This is a genomic window from Micromonospora sp. NPDC051296 (genome assembly GCF_040682255.1).
Taxonomy (GTDB): domain Bacteria; phylum Actinomycetota; class Actinomycetes; order Mycobacteriales; family Micromonosporaceae; genus Micromonospora; species Micromonospora craterilacus.
Genome location: NZ_JBFBAO010000117.1, coordinates 1 through 17,192, shown reverse-complemented (window position 1 = coordinate 17,192; position 17,192 = coordinate 1). Strand labels below are relative to the sequence as shown.

At 72.7% G+C, this 17,192-nt stretch carries 14 protein-coding genes and 1 pseudogene; 12 read left to right on the top strand and 3 right to left on the bottom strand.

The annotated features are described in order from the left end of the window. Positions 1-148: 148 nt before the first annotated feature. The 3 genes from AB0M52_RS14865 to AB0M52_RS14855 all read left to right on the top strand — a co-directional run bounded on the left by AB0M52_RS14865 (position 149) and on the right by AB0M52_RS14855 (position 3,670). Complete coding sequence (locus AB0M52_RS14865; protein WP_363953436.1) at positions 149-1,459, top strand: vanadium-dependent haloperoxidase; 1,311 nt, start codon at positions 149-151, stop codon at positions 1,457-1,459. Positions 1,460-1,681: 222 nt separating this feature from the next. Beyond that, positions 1,682-1,912, top strand: coding sequence for a hypothetical protein (locus AB0M52_RS14860; protein ID WP_363953432.1), 231 nt, complete (start codon positions 1,682-1,684; stop codon positions 1,910-1,912). 288 nt (positions 1,913-2,200) lie between these two features. After that, positions 2,201-3,670 (top strand): cellulase family glycosylhydrolase, encoded by a 1,470-nt coding sequence (locus AB0M52_RS14855; RefSeq protein ID WP_363953430.1) that lies wholly within the window; start codon positions 2,201-2,203, stop codon positions 3,668-3,670. A 181-nt stretch (positions 3,671-3,851) separates the two neighbouring features. Here the strand turns inward: AB0M52_RS14855 and AB0M52_RS14850 are convergent, their stop codons facing one another. Further along, the gene (locus tag AB0M52_RS14850) at positions 3,852-5,360 is read right to left on the bottom strand and encodes an MFS transporter (protein WP_363953428.1); all 1,509 of its coding nucleotides are present in this window, start codon (positions 5,358-5,360) and stop codon (positions 3,852-3,854) included. Positions 5,361-5,565: 205 nt separating this feature from the next. On the opposite strand from AB0M52_RS14850, the gene AB0M52_RS14845 reads away from it, so the two are divergent. Continuing rightward, positions 5,566-5,787: a hypothetical protein gene (locus AB0M52_RS14845; protein ID WP_363953426.1), complete on the top strand. Its 222-nt coding sequence runs from the start codon at positions 5,566-5,568 to the stop codon at positions 5,785-5,787. Positions 5,788-6,052: 265 nt separating this feature from the next. Here the strand turns inward: AB0M52_RS14845 and AB0M52_RS14840 are convergent, their stop codons facing one another. Both AB0M52_RS14840 and AB0M52_RS14835 read right to left on the bottom strand, forming a co-directional pair. Next, on the bottom strand, positions 6,053-7,180 hold the full coding sequence (locus AB0M52_RS14840) for a sporulation protein (protein ID WP_363953424.1): 1,128 nt from the start codon (positions 7,178-7,180) through the stop codon (positions 6,053-6,055). Between the two features lie 198 nt (positions 7,181-7,378). Beyond that, positions 7,379-8,818 (bottom strand): glucose-6-phosphate dehydrogenase, encoded by a 1,440-nt coding sequence (locus AB0M52_RS14835; protein ID WP_363953422.1) that lies wholly within the window; start codon positions 8,816-8,818, stop codon positions 7,379-7,381. A 209-nt stretch (positions 8,819-9,027) separates the two neighbouring features. On the opposite strand from AB0M52_RS14835, the gene pgi reads away from it, so the two are divergent. The 8 genes and pseudogenes from pgi to AB0M52_RS14795 all read left to right on the top strand — a co-directional run. After that, positions 9,028-10,662 (top strand): glucose-6-phosphate isomerase, encoded by a 1,635-nt coding sequence (gene pgi, locus AB0M52_RS14830; protein WP_363953420.1) that lies wholly within the window; start codon positions 9,028-9,030, stop codon positions 10,660-10,662. 248 nt (positions 10,663-10,910) lie between these two features. Beyond that, positions 10,911-11,888, top strand: a pseudogene (locus AB0M52_RS14825) (MoxR family ATPase); the annotation flags it as partial. Next, positions 11,885-12,868: a DUF58 domain-containing protein gene (locus AB0M52_RS14820; protein WP_363953418.1), complete on the top strand. Its 984-nt coding sequence runs from the start codon at positions 11,885-11,887 to the stop codon at positions 12,866-12,868. The pseudogene AB0M52_RS14825 and the gene AB0M52_RS14820, both read left to right, overlap by 4 nt. Then, positions 12,865-13,815 carry a VWA domain-containing protein gene (locus AB0M52_RS14815; protein WP_363953416.1) on the top strand — a complete coding sequence of 317 codons (951 nt, stop codon included), beginning with the start codon at positions 12,865-12,867 and terminating at the stop codon, positions 13,813-13,815. Before AB0M52_RS14820 ends, AB0M52_RS14815 begins: the two co-directional genes overlap by 4 nt. 78 nt (positions 13,816-13,893) lie before the next feature. Next, positions 13,894-14,865: a trypsin-like peptidase domain-containing protein gene (locus tag AB0M52_RS14810; protein ID WP_363953414.1), complete on the top strand. Its 972-nt coding sequence runs from the start codon at positions 13,894-13,896 to the stop codon at positions 14,863-14,865. A gap of 7 nt (positions 14,866-14,872) precedes the next feature. Further along, complete coding sequence (locus tag AB0M52_RS14805) at positions 14,873-15,568, top strand: response regulator transcription factor (protein WP_363953412.1); 696 nt, start codon at positions 14,873-14,875, stop codon at positions 15,566-15,568. Then, positions 15,565-16,785 carry a HAMP domain-containing sensor histidine kinase gene (locus tag AB0M52_RS14800; RefSeq protein WP_363953410.1) on the top strand — a complete coding sequence of 407 codons (1,221 nt, stop codon included), beginning with the start codon at positions 15,565-15,567 and terminating at the stop codon, positions 16,783-16,785. Before AB0M52_RS14805 ends, AB0M52_RS14800 begins: the two co-directional genes overlap by 4 nt. Before the next feature lie 120 nt (positions 16,786-16,905). Continuing rightward, positions 16,906-17,192: BON domain-containing protein (locus AB0M52_RS14795; RefSeq protein WP_363953434.1), on the top strand; the 287-nt coding region annotated here is incomplete at its 3' end.

Sequence of the window (17,192 nt, the reverse complement as noted above, 5' to 3'; positions counted from 1 at the left end):
CGGCAGCGCCGCCCCGAAGCTGCGCGACCGGTGGCAGCCCGGCATCGACGTACCGGCGGCCAGCGGCCGAGCCGACTCCGGCGATATCGAGATCGCCCTGGACCGAGAGGTGGGCGGGGCGCCAGGGCCACTGGCCCGAGCGGGCGCCATGATGCACGTTGCCATCTACGACGCGGTCCACTCGATCGGTTGTGAGTACAACGCCCGAGACCTGGGTATCGGCTGCGACGCGGAGCCCTACCTGGTGAAGGTCGACGTCCGGGACGACCGGGAGCCGTTCTCGCAGACGGCGATCGACTACGCCGCCGTCACCGTGCTGCGGTCGGTGTTCCCGACTCTGGACTTCGACGACGACCTCGCGGCGGCGCAGCAGGGCCGCAACCCCACCTGGCAGGGCGAGATCGAGGCGACCAGGGTGGGCACAGTGGCGGCCCAGGCGATGATCGACGCGCGCTCCGGTGACGGTTCGACGAACAACACGGCGTACACCCCCGGCACCAACGCCGGCGACTGGCGGCCCACCGGTACCGGCTCCGCCGCGACGCCGAACTGGGGTCTGGTGACGCCGTTCGCGATGACCTCGGGCTCGCAGTTCCGCCCGCAGCTACCCGGGGGTTTCTCCACGATGGAGGAGCTGCTCGAAAGCGAGCTGTACGCCGAGCAGGTCAACGAGGTGCAGGAACTGGGCCAGGAGAACAGCTCCACCCGCACCGCCGAGCAGACCGAGATCGCGTGGTTCTGGGCGAACGACCTGAACGGCACCTACAAGCCGCCGGGCCAGCACTTCGCACACACCCAGATCGTCGCCCGGCAGCAGAACGTCGGCGAGTACCGGAACGCGCGGCTCTTCGCGCTCGTCGCGATCAGCATGGCGGATGCCGGCATCGCGGCCTGGGACGCGAAGTACCAGACGCCGATCGACCTGTGGCGACCGGAGACCGCGATCCAGCTCGCGGGCACCGACGGAAACCCGGCCACCACCGCGGACCCGGGCTGGAAGCCCCTCTCCGCTGACCTCAACGGAAACAGCTACTCGCCCGCGTTCCCCGCGTACGTCTCCGGCCACGCCACGTTCGGGGCGGCCTGGGCGGGCGCGATGCGGAACTACTTCGGCACCGACAACATCACCTTCACGGCAACCACGGAGGACCCGCACGCCGAAGGCGTGACGCGCACCTTCACCAGCTTCAGCGCTGCCGCCCAGGAGGATGCGCGCAGTCGAATCTACCTGGGTGTGCACTACCAGTTCGACGCGGACCAGGGGTTGGCGACGGGGACTGCCCTGGCGGACTACGCGGCGGCCAACCGCCTCATCGCAGCTCCCGAGTTCGACTACTTCGGATCGTTCACCTACGAAGAGGACTGCCAGGCAGACGGCGAGGCCAAGGTCGCGACCGGCGACTACTACGAGTTCTACTGCTACGGGTACATCGGGGATTGGGTCCTCTACATCCGCTGACGCAACCACTGATCGCACGCGCAGCGGGGGCCCGGCGGGCCCCCGCTGCGGACAGGTCGCCCGGACCTCCGGGCGGTTGTGGTCGAGGACCCGCGTCAACACGGCCGGCCAGTGGACGGCCCTGCCTGCGGGCAGGGAGGCGGGCAGGGCTGCCGGGCGGGCGGATCTCGTGTGGGCGGGCGCGCGGTGGGTACCTACTGCGACACCGGCGAGGAGGACGACATGGTCGACCCCAGGTACACGCCGATCGCGATCACCGCGGCCGGCAAGCTGATCGAGGACGACGGCGAGCCGGCCGGTGGGGAGGTGGTCGGCGCGGACGACGCGGCGGCCGACGCGGCCCGGGCCGGTGCCGACGTCGACCTGACCGGAGCGCGGCGGGACACCGACCCGACCCCGGTCGGGGCCGCCGATGCCGAAGCCGACCGGCAACGCGCCGCCGGGGAGGCGTGACCCCGTCGCGGAGGCATCACGTCACCGGCGAGGCCCGACGCCGCCGCGGAGGCATGACGCCACCCGGGAGGTGTGACCGACGCACCGCGTCCGGGCACCGTTCGCGGGCGCCACGGCACCCCGGGCACTGTCCTCGGGCATCGCATACCGGCAAGAGTTCGATGTATGGAAATATTGCGTGACCGTTTCGCAGCATCGTAGGCTGCCGTGGGAGCGCTCCCGGCCCTCCGTCCGATGTCACCGGAGATGCCGGACCCACCACCACGACCAGATTGCGACGGTCCACCCATGAAGCATCCTCCGCGCCGCTTCCGGCGCCTGTTGGTCGCGGCCGGCACCGTCGGGGCGCTGACCCTCGGCGCGCTGGCCTCCCTGCCCGCCACCAACGCGATGGCCGCCACCGGCTGTGCCGTGACCTACACGACGAACAGCTGGTCCGGCGGGTTCACCGCGAGCGTCACGATCACCAACCTGGGCGACGCGGTCAACAACTGGACCCTCGGGTTCGCCTTCCCGGACGGCGGCCAGCGCGTCACCCAGGGCTGGTCGGCGACGTGGAGCCAGAGCGGCCGCTCCGTCACGGCACAGAGCATGAGCTGGAACGGTTCGCTGGCCACCGGAGCCAGCACCAACATCGGCTTCAACGGCAGCTTCACCGGCAGCAACCCGTCGCCGACCTCGTTCACCCTCAACGGCACGGTCTGCACCGGATCGACCACCCCGACCACCCCGCCGCCCACCACCCCGCCGCCGAGCACGCCCCCACCGACCACGCCGCCGCCGACGACTCCCCCGCCCACCACGCCGCCGCCCGGCGGGCAGACCCCGGTGGCCATCAACGGGCAGTTGCGGGTCTGCGGGGTCAACCTCTGCAACCAGTACGGGCGGCCGATCCAGCTACGCGGGATGAGCACCCACGGCATCCAGTGGTTCGGCAACTGCTACAACAACGCCTCGCTCGACGCCCTCGCCACCGACTGGCGCGCGGACCTGTTCCGGATCGCCATGTACGTGCAGGAGCAGGGCTACGAGACCGACCCCGCAGGGTTCACCAACCGGGTCAACAACCTGGTCGAGGAGGCCACCCGACGCGGCATGTACGCGATGATCGACTTCCACACGCTGACCCCCGGTGACCCGATGTACAACCTGGAGCGGGCCAAGACCTTCTTCGCCGCCGTCTCCGCGCGGCACGCCGCGAAGAACAACGTGATCTACGAGATCGCCAACGAGCCCAACGGGGTCAGCTGGTCGACCATCAAGAACTACGCCGAGCAGGTCATCCCGGTCATCCGGGCCAACGACCCGGACGCCGTCATCATCGTGGGTACCCGCGCCTGGTCCTCGCTGGGCGTCTCGGAGGGCTCGAACCACACCGAGATCGCCAACAACCCGGTGAACGCCAGCAACATCATGTACGCCTTCCACTTCTACGCCGCGTCCCACCGGGACAACTACCGCGCCGAGGTGGAGCGGGCGGCAGCCCGGCTGCCGCTGTTCGTCACCGAGTTCGGCACGGTGGACTACACCGGTGACGGGGCGGCCGACCTGACCAGCAGCCGGCAGTGGTTGGACCTGCTGGACCGGCTGAAGATCGGCTACGCGAACTGGACGTTCTCCGACAAGGCCGAGGGCAGTGCCGCGTTGCGGCCGGGCACCTGCAACGGCAGCAACTACACCGGCACCTCCATGCTCACCACCTCCGGCGCCTTCATGCGCGAGCGCATCCGCACCCCGGACAACTTCCCGACCAGCTGATCCGCCCGCACCGACGGCGGCCCCGGCGGGACCACCGCCGGGGCCGCCACGTTCCCAGGCCTCCGCGACCCATCAGATCGCCGCCAGCCGCACCATCACCGGTCCAGACCACAACCGCGCGGGCCAACCGGGCCAGGCCGCCACCAGCCGGGCTGCCGTCGGCGAGCGAGCCTGGTGGTGGTCAGGCCGTCCGGCGCGCGGCCCGGTGCAGCAGGAACGCGGCCAGACAGCCGCCGGCCAGGACGGCGACCGCGCCGACCGTCTGGCTGGTCGCCACGGCCGCGCCGAAGGCGTCCGCGACCCCAGTTCGCTGCGACTCGGCCGCGGCGGCGTACGCGGCCGCGAACGAGTCCGCGCCGGCCAGGTCGGCCGGTAGCGCGGCCACGAAGCGGGCGCTCATCACCGCGCCGAGCGCGGCCACCCCGAGGCTGGCACCGACCTCCGCCATGGTCCCGTCCACCCCGGCACCGGCGCCGGCCTTCTCGGGCGGGATCGCGCTCATCACCGCGTCCACGATGGCCGGGTTGGCCAGCGCGCAGCCGGCGCCCATCAGCACCAGGCCGAGCAGCAGGACGGCGTAGCCGTCGGTCGGGGCGTACGCGGCGACGACCAGACCCGCGGCGAGCTGGGCCATCCCGACGGCGATGGCCACCGGGGTGCCGAGCAGCCGGATCAGCCGCGCGGCCAGGCCGGCGAGGTTGAGCAGCACCACGGTGAGCGCGAACGGCGCCATCCGCAGGCCCGCCTCCCAGGCCGAGTGGCCGCGGACGAACTGCAACTGCTGGGCGAGCAGGAACAGCGATCCGGCGCTGCCGAAGGTGATCAGGACCACCCCGGCCACCGCGCCGACGAACCGCTGGTCGCGGAAGAAGTGCAGGTCGAGCATGGGGTGGGCGATCCGCCGTTCCCAGCCGACGAAGAGGCCGAGCAGGACGGCTCCCGCGCTCGCCGCGCCGAGCACGGCCGGCGCCGTCCAGCCGTGGTCGGGTGCGGAGACGACCGCGTACACCACGGCGGTGAGCCCGGCGCCGGAGAGCACCGCGCCGGGGAAATCGAGTCGCCCCGCGCCGGGCCGGCGCGACTCGGGCACCAGCAGGCCGGCGGCGACCAGGCAGATCACCACGACCGGCACGTTGAGCAGGAAGATGGCCGGCCAGTCGGCGTACCCGAGGACCAGCCCGCCGACCGGCGGCCCGGCGGCGTAGCCGAGGGCGTGCGCGGCCGCCCAGATCCCGATCGCGCGGGGCCGTTCGTCTGCGTCGAAGACCTGGATGGCCACGGCCAGGGTGGCGGTCACCAGCAGGGCACCGCCGACGCCGAGCGCCGCCCGGGCCGCGACCAGTTGACCGGGCGAACTGGCCGCCGCGGCGGCGAGTGAGGCGGCTCCGAAGAGCACGAGCCCGACCATCAGCATCCGCCGTCGGCCGTAGCGGTCGACGGCGCTGCCGGCGGTGAGCAGCAGGCCGGAGAGCACCAAGGCGTACGCGTTGATGATCCACTGTGTGTCGGCGGTGCTGGCCGCCAGGTCACGGCTGAGCGCCGGCACCGCCACGGTGAGCACGGTGTTGTCCAGCACCACGACGAGCTGTGCGAGGCAGAGCACGGCGAGGATGAGCCAGCGGGTACGCAGCCGGGGCGCGGCCGGTGGACCGGGCCGCTCGGCCAGCGCCGTGGTGGCGGGCGTGGTCATGCCTGGCCGCCGCTGTCGAACCAGAGCCGGATCCAGTTCCGCGTCACGCGTACCTCCCGCCACCGCACGGCAAAGTTAGGTTAGGTTAACCTAACTCACCGATCTTGGCGAGGCGCCACTCTCCGGCAGGTTCGACCAACCCGGCGGGCGAGCGCCGCGACTGATCCCGGCGACTAGCCGGCGGCTCGCCGGGTACGCCTTGCCCATGGGTAGCCACAAGCAGAACAAGCACGACAGCGGCGGCGAGTCGGCGCGCGGCCGGCAGCACCCGGGCAGCGGCGCCCCGGGCCGGCAGGGATCGCCGACGGAACGCTCACCCCGGCGCCGGCACGAGCGGGCCGCGACCGGGACGTCCGGCACCGAACGGGACCACGGCCGGTCCAAGCTCACCCACGAGGGACGGGTCCACCGCCAGGGCACCCGCTGAACGCCGGCCGAGGGTGCCCGGCGCCGCGCATGGCGGTCGGCCACCGGCGCGCGGAACACCCCGCCGATGGCCGACCGCCACACGCCTTTCGCGCGCACCGTGTGCCTGTCGCCTCGATCGTCTGCGTTTCAGTGACATGACACGCCGATGCGGGAGTCACTGCAATGCAGACGATCACCGGCACCCCGACACGCAACCGCACCCTGGCCAACTGCCGAGCACCGCGAGCAGCACCCGCGGTGTCAGGCAACCCGGGCCACCCCGGTCACTCCTCGTCGCCGCCACCCTCGTCGCCCTCGTCGCCACCGAAGGAGTCGAAGACCTCCTCGGCGATCATGCCGCCGGCAAAGCCGAGCGCCGCACCGCCCACCACACCAGCGGCAACGGCCCCCATCCCGGGCCCGCTCCGCTCGTGCTGCTCCTGGTACTGGCCGGGCACGGGCTGGTGCGGCGGATACCCGCCCGGCACCCCGTAGCCAGGCTGACCGTAGCCGGCCTGACCGTAGCCGGGCTGACCGTAGCCGGGCTGACCGTAGCCCGGCTGACCGTAGCCGGCCTGACCGTAGCCCGGCTGGCCATAGCCGGGCTGGCCGAATCCAGGGGCAGGGTGCAGGGTGCGGTGCTGCTCCAGCGCCTCGCGGACCCACCGGTCGACCTCGGCGGCCCAGTCCAGCCGATCGGCGTCGACGTGTGAGACCCGGTAGCGGCCGTAGGAGTCATGCCCGCCGGTGAACAGGCCACCCCGCCGGTCGAACTCCAGGACGACATCCACGCCCTGCTCATCGGCCAAGAAGGTCAACTCGACCTCGTTGACGCCGTGGGCGTACTGCGGTGCCGCGTAGTACTCGATCTCCTGGTAGAACGGCAGGCTCTGGTGCGCTCCGGCAATCTGCCCGGGCTCCAGGTCGGCGCTCTTGAACTGGAAGCCGAGCTGGCCGAACGCCGCGAGGATCCGCTCCTGCACCGGCAGCGGATGCACGTGCACCAGGTCGAGGTCACCCTTGTCGACCGCGCCCCGGATGGCCACCTCCGTACGCAGGCCCATGGTCATGCCGGGCAGGCGCTGCCCGTAGATGTCGGTGACCGGGGTCTGGAACGGCATCGGCAGCTGGAACGGCAGGGCCAGCTGCTGCCCCTGCGCCAGGCGCAGCGCACCGGCGACCGGGGCCCGGTGGAACTCGACGGTGGCGTCGTGGTCTCCCGCCGCACCGTCGACCTCGACCCGGGTGACCAGACCCACGACGACGTGGTCGATCTCCACGTCGTGGCTGCCGCCGGTCAGGTTCACCTGCCCGGTGAGCATCAGCCCGGGCCGGGTGCTCGGATTGGACAGGACCGTGTCGACGCCGGGCGCGCCGACCCCGAAGGCACCCAGCATCTTCTTGAACACCACGAGCTTCTCCCTCGCCAACGGACGGGCACGGCGACGCGGCTCGGACGTGAAAGTTCTACGCCAGAACCGTTGTGCCGCAACGGGATCAGCGCCGTCCATGGTGGATCCCGTTGCGGCCGGAAGCTAGCACCGCAAACTGGGAGATAGCTGAGAGAGATCAGCCATTTACTGTCGGTGACGCGGCGATCGCGGTGACCCTCACCCGGCCACCGGGCCGATCAGCGAGTCGCCGGGCCCGGTGGAGCCCGCCGGATACTCCTGCAGGGGCACCCTGTTCGCCTTCCAGGCGGCCAGCACCGGCTCGACGATGCGCCAGCACTCCTCGGCCACGTCGCCGCGTACCGACAGGGTCGGGTCACCCTCGAACGCGCCGCGCAGCACCTCGCCGTACGGTGGCAGGTCGCCGGGGCCGAAGTCCGCCGACAGGCGAACCTGTTCGAGTTCGAAGGGGTCACCGGGACCGTTGATGTTGAGATCCAGGCCCAGCCGGTCCGGGCCGAACCCGATTCGCAACCGGTCGGGGTGTTCGTAGCCGGTGAGCCCGTCCGGCACCCGGGACGGTTGCTTGAAGGTGATGATCGCCTCCTTGCGGGTCGCGGCCATCGCCTTGCCCGAGCGCAGCCGGAACGGCACCCCGGCCCAACGCCAGGTGTCCACGGTCAACACCAACTCGGCCAGCGTCTCGGTACGGCGGGCCGGGTCGACGCCCGGTTCGTCGGCGTAGTCGGGCAGCCGGCGCCCGCCGATCTCGCCCGCCGTGTAGCGGGCCCGCCGGCTGGCCGCCACCGGGTCGTCGTGCCACAGCCGGGTGGCCCGCAGCACCTGCGCCTTGCGGCCCCGCAGCTCCTGGGCGCGGAGGGTGGGCGGGGGGTCCATCGCGAGCAGGCAGAGCACCTGGAGCAGGTGGCTCTGCACCATGTCCACCAACGCACCGGCGCCGTCGTAGTAGCCGGCCCGGCCCTCCAGGCCCAGCGTCTCGTCGAAGACGATGTCCACGCAGGCGACGTGCGTGGAGTTGAGCACCGGCTCGAAGATCCGGTTGGCGAAACGCAGGCCGAGCAGGTTCAGCACCGTCGACTTGCCGAGGAAGTGGTCGATGCGGTGCACCTGCTCCTCCGGTACGAGGGTGGCCAGCAGGTTGTTGAGCGAGCGGGCCGAGATGCGGTCGACGCCGAACGGCTTCTCCAGCATCAGCCGGGTGCCGGGCGGCAGGCCGATGCGGGCCAGCGCGGCGGCCGAGCGGGCGGTCACCATCGGCGGCAGCGCGAAGAAGATCACCAGTGGCCCCACGCAGTCCCGCAGCAGCCGCCGCAGGTCCTCCTCGCTGGTCACGTCCGCCGGCACGTACCGGGTCCCCCGGACCACCTCGGACTCCAGCGGGCCGTCGGCGCCGACGCTGGCGAAGGAGTCGGCCACCCGGCGGCGCCACCGCTCGTCGTCCCAGTCGTCCATGCCGCTGCCGATCAGCGTGAGGGCGGGGGCCGCGCCGCTGGCCACCAGCCGGCCCAGCCCGGGCAGCAGCAGCCGCCCGGTCAGGTCGCCGCTGGCGCCGAGCACCAGCAACGTCTGCCGTACGGGTGCGGCGGTGGCGGGACTTCCGGAGGCGGCTGCGGGGGCACTCGGGGCCGGCGTCGTCATCCCTCCACCATGCCCTGTCGCCGCCGCCGGCGAGCATCGGCCCCGGTGCGGTACGCCCGCCGGCCGGGCCGGGTGAACGGCCGGATGCTGATCGTGATCGGTCCCCGGCGTCTGACTCGCGCGGCGATCTTCGTATGGCAGGCTGGACTCACCCGCCGGCCGGACGGCGCTGGCGGCGTGCCGACCCTGCGAGGGAGACGATCGATCCGATGGCTGCGGACGTCACCACCACCGACGAGTGGCAGGCCCTGCGCAAGCACGCCGACGAGATCCGCAGGACGCATCTGCGGGACCTGTTCGCCACCGACCACGACCGGGGCGACCGGTTGACCGTCGAGGTGGCCGACCTCTACGTCGACTACAGCAAGAACCTGGTCACCGACGAGACGCTCGCCCTGCTGACCGCGCTGGCCGAGCGGGTCGGGCTCGCCGACCGGATCGCCGCGATGTTCGCCGGCAGCCACATCAACGGCACCGAGGACCGGGCCGTGCTGCACACCGCGCTGCGGCTGCCCCGCGACGCCGCGCTCACCGTCGACGGTCAGGACGTGGTGGCCGACGTGCACGCCGTACGGGAGCGGATGGCCGAGTTCGCCGAGAAGGTGCGCTCCGGGCAGTGGCGCGGGCACACCGGCGAGCGGATCCGCACCGTGGTCAACATCGGCATCGGCGGTTCCGACCTGGGGCCGGTGATGGCGTACGAGGCGCTGAAGGCGTACCGCGACGGCGGGATCAGCTGCCGCTTCGTGTCGAACATCGACCCCACCGACATCCACGACACCACCGCCGACCTGGACCCGGCCAGCACGTTGTTCGTGGTGGTGTCGAAGACCTTCTCCACCCAGGAGACCCTGGCCAACGCCCACCAGGCTCGGCGCTGGCTGCTGGCCGGTCTCGGTGCCGGCGAGGACGCGGTGGCCCGCCACTTCGTCGCGGTCAGCACCAACGCCCAGCGGGTCGGCGACTTCGGCATCGACCCGGCGAACATGTTCGGCTTCTGGGACTGGGTCGGCGGCCGGTATTCCCTGCCGTCGGCGGTGGGCCTGTCGGTGATGCTGTCCATCGGGCCGCAGCGCTTCGACGAGATGCTCGCCGGCTACCACGCCGTCGACGAGCACTTCCGCACCACTCCGCTGGCCGGCAACGCGCCGGTGCTGCTCGGGCTGCTGAACGTCTGGTACACCAACTTCCTCGGCGCGCAGACCCACGCGGTGCTGCCGTACTCGCAGTACCTGCACCGGTTCCCGGCGTACCTGCAGCAGTTGACCATGGAGAGCAACGGCAAGTCGGTACGCACCGACGGCCGACCGGTGCCGTACGACACCGGGGAGATCTTCTGGGGTGAGCCCGGGACCAACGGCCAGCACGCCTTCTACCAGCTGCTGCACCAGGGCACCCGGCTGGTGCCGGCGGACTTCATCGGGTTCAGCGAGCCGAACCACGAGATCGGCGAGATGCACGACCTGTTCATGTCGAACTTCTTCGCCCAGACCGCGGCGCTGGCCTTCGGCCGTACCGCCGAGCAGGTCGCGGCGGAGGGCACCGCGGCGGAACTCGTGCCGCACCGGGTGATGGCGGGCAATCACCCGACCACGTCGATCGTCGCGGACCGGCTCACCCCGGCCACCCTCGGGCAGCTGGTCGCGCTCTACGAGCACATCGTCCTCACCGAGGGCGCGATCTGGGACATCAACCCGTTCGACCAGTGGGGCGTCGAGCTGGGCAAGGTGATGGCCAATCAGCTCGCGCCGCTGCTCACCGGCGACCAGGCCGACCTCGACGGCCTCGACTCCTCCACCGCCGCCCTGATCCGCCGCTACCGGGGGCAGCGCGGGCGGGACTGATCCGCACCGGGTGACGCGCGCCCAGGGTGGCGCGCGTCACCCTCCACAGTCGCCCCCGGCGACCATGATCGTTCGGCTGTCTTTCGGTCCGCTCTGGCCCAATGGGTCACGAGCGGGTACCCGGGCTCCCCCCGTTGCCCGGGTACCCGCCTCCCAGACGCGACCGAGGAGCTGCGAACGTGACGACCACTCCCCTACGCGAACCCGAGATGCTCGGCGAGCACGCCGGTGCGGCGCGCCTGCTGGAACAGACCCTGTTCGAGGTGAAGCGGGTCATCGTCGGCCAGGACCGGCTGGTGGAGCGGCTACTGACCGCGCTGCTGGCCCGGGGCCACTGCCTGCTCGAAGGGGTGCCCGGCGTCGCCAAGACGCTCGCCGCGGAGACCCTGGCCACCGCGGTGGGCGGTAGCTTCTCCCGGATCCAGTTCACCCCCGACCTGGTGCCGTCGGACATCCTCGGCACCCGGATCTACCGGCCGTCGAAGGAGAGCTTCGACGTCGAGCTGGGGCCGGTGATGGCCAACCTGGTCCTCGCCGACGAGATCAACCGAGCGCCGGCCAAGGTCCAGTCGGCGCTGCTGGAGGTGATGGCCGAAGGGCACCTCTCGCTCGGCGGGCGAACCTACCCGGTGCCGACCCCGTTCCTCGTGCTGGCCACCCAGAACCCCATCGAGTCCGAGGGGGTCTACCAGCTCCCCGAGGCCCAGCGGGACCGGTTCCTGATGAAGATCGTGGTCGACTACCCGACCGACGACGAGGAGCTGGGCATCCTCTACCGGATGGGCACCAGCACGCCGGCCGCCCGGCCGGTGCTGGACCCGGCCCGGCTGCTGGCCCTGCAGGCCCGCGCCCGGGAGGTGTTCGTCCACCACGCCCTGGCCGAGTACGTGGTCCGGCTGGTACTTGCCACCCGGGACCCGCACCGGTTCGGGCTGGCCGACGTGGCCGGTCACCTCGCGTACGGGGCGAGCCCGCGGGCCACCCTCGGCCTGGTCGCCGCGGCCCGGGCGTTGGCGCTGCTGCGCGGGCGGGACTACGTGCTCCCCGCCGACGTGCGGGAGGTCGCCGGTGACGTGCTCGCCCACCGGCTGGTGCTCTCCTTCGACGCGGTCGCCGACGACGTCGACCCGGGCGAGCTGGTGCGACGGGTCCTGGAGGCCGTGCCGCCACCACAGATCGCCCCGGCACAGGAGCGGCAGGGGCCCGGCCTGGGAACGGCGGCATGAACCAGACCTCGACCAGCGTCGGGCGGCTGGCGCCGCACCGCCGGCTGCGCCGCCTGGAACTGACCATCACCCGCCGCCTCGACGGGCTGCTGCACGGGCAGCATCTGGGCCTGCTGCCCGGGCCGGGCAGCGAGCCGGCCGGCAGCCGCGAGTACCGCCCCGGCGAGGACGAGGTGCGGCGGATGGACTGGTCGGTGACGGCGCGGACCACCGTGCCGCACGTGCGTACCGTCGACGCCGACCGGGAGCTGACCACCTGGACGCTGATCGACGCGACGCCGAGCATGGACTTCGGCACCGCCGAGCTGGAGAAGCGGGAGCTGGCGGTGGCCGCGGTGGCCGCCGTCGGCTTCCTGACCGCCGGCACCGGCAACCGGCTGGGCGCGCACCTGCTCGGCGACGCCGGGGTACGCCGGTTCCCCGCCCGCACCGGCCGACACCACCTGCTCAACCTGCTTCGCACGCTGCTGGAGGTGCCCCGCGGCCGGCCGGCCACCCAGCCGGTGCCGCTGGCCGACGCGATCGACGGGCTGCGCCGCTCGGCCGGCCGGCGCGGCCTCGCGGTGGTGGTCTCGGACTTCCTCGACGGCCTGCCCGACGAGGGTGTGGCCGGCGCGAGCGCCGCGCCGCCGGACTGGGAACGGCCGCTGCGCCGGCTGGCCGCGCGACACCAGGTGCTCGCCGTCGAGGTCCGCGACCCGCGCGAGTTGGAACTGCCCGACGTCGGCCTGATCACCCTGGTCGACCCGGAGAGCGGGCGCCGCCGCGAGGTGTCCACCGGCAGCCGCCGGCTACGCGAGCGGTACGCGCAGGCGGCCGCCGCCCAGCGGTTGGCCGTGGCCCGGGCGTTGCGCCGGGCCGGTGCGGCACACCTGCCGCTGAGCACCGACCGGGACTGGATCGCCGACATCGTCCGACACGTCCACGCTCAGCGCCGGCTGGCCCGGGCGACCCGACCCACGAACGGAGATGCGGCGTGACCTGGGAATCTCCGGAACGTCTGTGGCTGCTGGCCGGGGTGGCCGCCCTGGTGGTCGGCTATCTGGTGATGCAGCGGCGGCGAAGCCGGTACGCGGTCCGGTTCACCAACCTGCGGCTGCTGGACAAGGTGGCGCCGGCCCGCCCGGCGTGGCGGCGGCACGTGCCGGCCGGCCTGTTCATCGCCATGCTGGCGTTGCTGGTGGTCGGCTTCGCCCGCCCGACCGACGAGGTACGGGTGCCCCGCGAGCGGGCCACCGTCATCGTGGCAGTCGACGTGTCCCGGTCCATGCTCGCCGACGACGTACCGCCGGACCGGCTGGTCGCGGCCAAGGACGCGGCCCGGGAGTTCGTGGCCGACCTGCCGGAGGAGTTCAACGTCGGGCTGGTCGCGTTCGCCGGCAGCGCCTCGGTGATGGTCGCCCCGGGCGGCGACCGGGAGACCGTCACGGCCGGCATCGACCGGCTCGAAGAGGGGGTCACCGCCCTCCAGGGCACCGCGATCGGCGAGGCGATCCACGCCTCGCTGGAGTCGATCCGCAGCCTGGACGCCCAGGCCGCCGAGGAGCCGCCGCCGGCCCGGGTGGTGGTGCTCTCGGACGGCGCCAACACGTCGGGACGCGAGCCGGCCTCGGCCGCCGCCGACGCGGTGGCGGCAGGCGTGCCGGTCGACACCATCTCCTTCGGCACGCTCGACGGCCGAATCGGCGGGGGTCAGCCGGTTCCGGTCGACGGGGAGACCCTGCGTGCCGTGGCGGAACAGGCCGGTGGTGGCTACTACGAGGCCGGCAGCAGCGACGAGCTGCGCGAGGCGTACGCCGACATCGGCTCGTCGGTCGGCTACCGGACGGAACGGCAGGACGTGTCGGCACGGTTCATCGGTGGCGGGCTGCTGCTCGCCCTGCTGGCCGCCGCCGCCTCGATGTTCTGGTTCTCCCGCCTGCCGTGAGCGGCCCGGCGCCGGCCCGCCCCGACGGCCTTCTCTCTCTCCCCCTCTGCCTCGACGCCCTATCGAAGGGACATCGCCATGACGAGCACGATTCCGGGCCTGGGCGAGCCGCGCGGGCCGCGGTTCGTCTCCCCCGACCTGGCCCCCCATCGACCCGCCGGGGCCCCGGCGTTCGTACCCGTCACCGCGCCGGGCGGACCCGACGCCACGCCGAGTGGACCCGACACCACGCCGAGTGGTAACAACCCCACGCCGGGTGGGCCGGCCGATCCGGCCGGTGGCCCGTCGCGGTGGCCCCGGCTGCTGCTGGCCGGGCTGACCCTGGTGGCGGTGTCGGCGGCTGCCGGCGGCGTCGCCGGGCACTACGCCGCCGGCGACGACCCGCCGGAGGCCGTCCTGGGTGCGCCACCGGCCGGCGCGCCACCGGCCGGCGCAGCGCCGGGCACCGGCGCCGATCTGGTCGCCGCCGCCGACCGGGTGCTGGCCGGAGTGGTGTCCGTGCAGGTATCGTCCGGCGGGCGGGGCGCCTCCGGTTCCGGTTTCCTGATCGACGACCGGGGGCACGTCGTCACCAACGACCACGTGGTGGCCCAGGGCGGCACGATCAACGTCGTCGGCCAGGACGGCCGGCGGCTCACCGCGCGGCTCGTCGGCCGTGACCCGGGTACGGACATCGCCGTGTTGCGGGTCGAGCGAGGCACGAGCCTGCGCCCGCTGCCGTTCGCGCCGTCCGGGCAGACCCAGGTCGGGGAGCCGGTGCTGGCCGTCGGTTCGCCGCTGGGACTCTCCGGCACGGTGACCGCCGGGATCGTCAGCGCGCTGGACCGTCCGGTGCGGCTCGGCGGCGGTGCCCGGCAGCCGGCGGTGCAGACCGATGCGTCGATCAACCCCGGCAATTCGGGCGGTCCGCTGGTCAACGGCCGGGGCGAGGTGGTCGGCGTCAACACCGCCATCGCCACACTGGAGAGCAGCGGCAACATCGGCATCGGCTTCGCCATCCCGATCGACCGCGCGGCACAGGTGGCACGGGGGCTCATCGCGAGGGGATGACTGGAACATGCGGCTGCTCGTGGTGGAGGACGAAGAGGATCTGGCCGGCGCGCTGCGGGTCGGGCTGGTCCGGGCCGGCTACGCCGTCGACCTCGCGGACGACGCGACGGCGGCGTACGAGTTGCTGCGGGTCAACGCGTACGACCTGATGCTGCTGGACGTCAACCTGCCCGACGTGGACGGGTTCGCGGTGTGCCGGGCGATCCGCTCCGGTGAGGTGGCGGTGGCCGACGGGCCGGACCTGCGGGTGTTGATGCTCACCGCCCGCGGGGCGCTCGGCGACCGGGTGCGCGGCCTCGACGAGGGTGCGGACGACTACCTGGTGAAGCCGTTCGCGCTGGCCGAGTTGCTGGCCCGGGTGCGGGCACTGTTACGCCGGGACAGCGGCGGCACCGGGGTGGTGCTCGCCGTGGGAGCGTTGCGCCTGGACGTTGCCCGGCACGAGGCGCGGCGGGGTACCCGGCAGCTGCACCTGACGCGCAAGGAGTTCGGGGTGCTGGAGTACCTGATGACCCGCCCCGGGCAGGTGGTGCCGGCCGAGGAACTGCTGGAGCACGTCTGGGACGCCAATGCCGACCCGTTCACCGAGACGGTCCGGGTCACCGTGGGCACGCTGCGGCGCAAGCTCACCGGCGACGGCGACGACCCACCGATCGAGACGGTCATCGGCCGCGGCTACCGGCTGCGGGAGGTGACGGCGTGAGTATCTTCCGGTCGATCCGGTTCCGGCTGACGGTGCTCTACTCGACGCTGCTGTTCGCGCTGGCCGGCGCGGGCCTGGTGGTGGCGTACGTGGCGGTGGACCGGGCGGTCGACCCGAAGCCGATCACCGAGCGCTACCAGGCGCATCTGTACAAGAAGAAGTCCGACGGCCGTACCGTGGCGACCGGCACCACCATCGAGGTGGCCGAGGTGCAGCAGATCGAGGACGAGGTGAACCTGCGGCTGTTGCAGACCGTCCGGGACTACTCGTTGATCGCCCTCGGTGGGCTCTTCGTCGCCAGCCTCGGCATCGGGTGGGTGCTCTCCGGTCGGGCGTTGCGTCCGGTCGGCGCCATCGCCCGTACCGCCCGGGAGATCCAGGCCACCGACCTGTCCCGCCGGATCCGGCTGGCCGGCCCGCGCGACGAGCTGCGCGACCTGGGCGACACCATCGACTCGATGCTGGACCGGCTCGACCACGCCTTCCGCGCCCAGCGGCAGCTCATCGACGACGCCTCGCACGAGCTGCGCAGCCCGTTGGCGATCATCCGGGCCAACCTGGACGCGTCGCTGACCTCGCCGGAGGCCACCGAGCAGGAGCGGACCGCCGCGGTGGCGACCGTCGACAGGGCCACCACCCGGATGTCCCGGCTGGTCGAGGACCTGCTGGCCACCGCCCGCCGGGACGCCGACGCGATGGCCGACACCGACGTCGACCTGAGCACCGTCGCCCGGGAGGCGGGCGAGGACTTCGCCCCGCTGGCCGCCGGGCGTGGGCTGCGGCTGCGGTACGCGCTCGGCGCTGATCTCGTGCTGATCGGCGACCCCGACGCGCTGCGCCGTGCCGCGGGGAACCTGCTGTCCAACGCGGTACGCCTCTCCCCGCTCGGCGGCGCGATCGACGTGGCGACCAGCCGGGAGGGCGGCTGGCTGTGGCTGGCCGTCGCCGACGAGGGGCCCGGTATCGCCGAGGACGACCAGCCGCGGGTGTTCGACCGGTTCTGGCGCGGCGAGACCGGTCGGGGCGGCTCCGCCGATCGGCGCACCGGGCTGGGACTGGCCATCGTCCGGCAGATCGTCGAATCGCACGGCGGACAGGCGGCGGTCTTCTCCCGACCCGGCGTGGGCAGCACCTTCGTACTCTGGTTGCCGGCCGGCGACCGCGCCGACGACACTCCGCCGCCGGCCAACTCACCGATCTGGCCTCGCACCGGCTGATCTGTCATGCAACTGTCATCCAACCGTGCGGTCGACTCCAAGGTCGTTGCGCAAGGTGGTGGTCGATCGGGACGGCGCGTCGGGTCGCCGGCATCGACGACGAAGGAGACCGCTGTGGTGATGCCGTGGCCCTGGCCGATGCCCGACGACCACTCCTTCCGCGCGCTCTGGGACGAACCGCAGGACCACGACGAGGACGTCCGCCTCGCCGCCCTGGTCGCCCAGCGGCTGAGCGCCGACTGGACGACCCGCCGGCAGCAGATCACGGTGATGGTGCAGAACCGCGTCGTGATCCTCACCGGCCTGGTCGCCGGGGCCGAGCACCGGCGGGCCGCCGGTGAGCTGGTCTGCACCGAGAGCGACGCCTTGCAGGTTGTCCAGCGGTGTTCTGAGGTGGTGCAACCGGC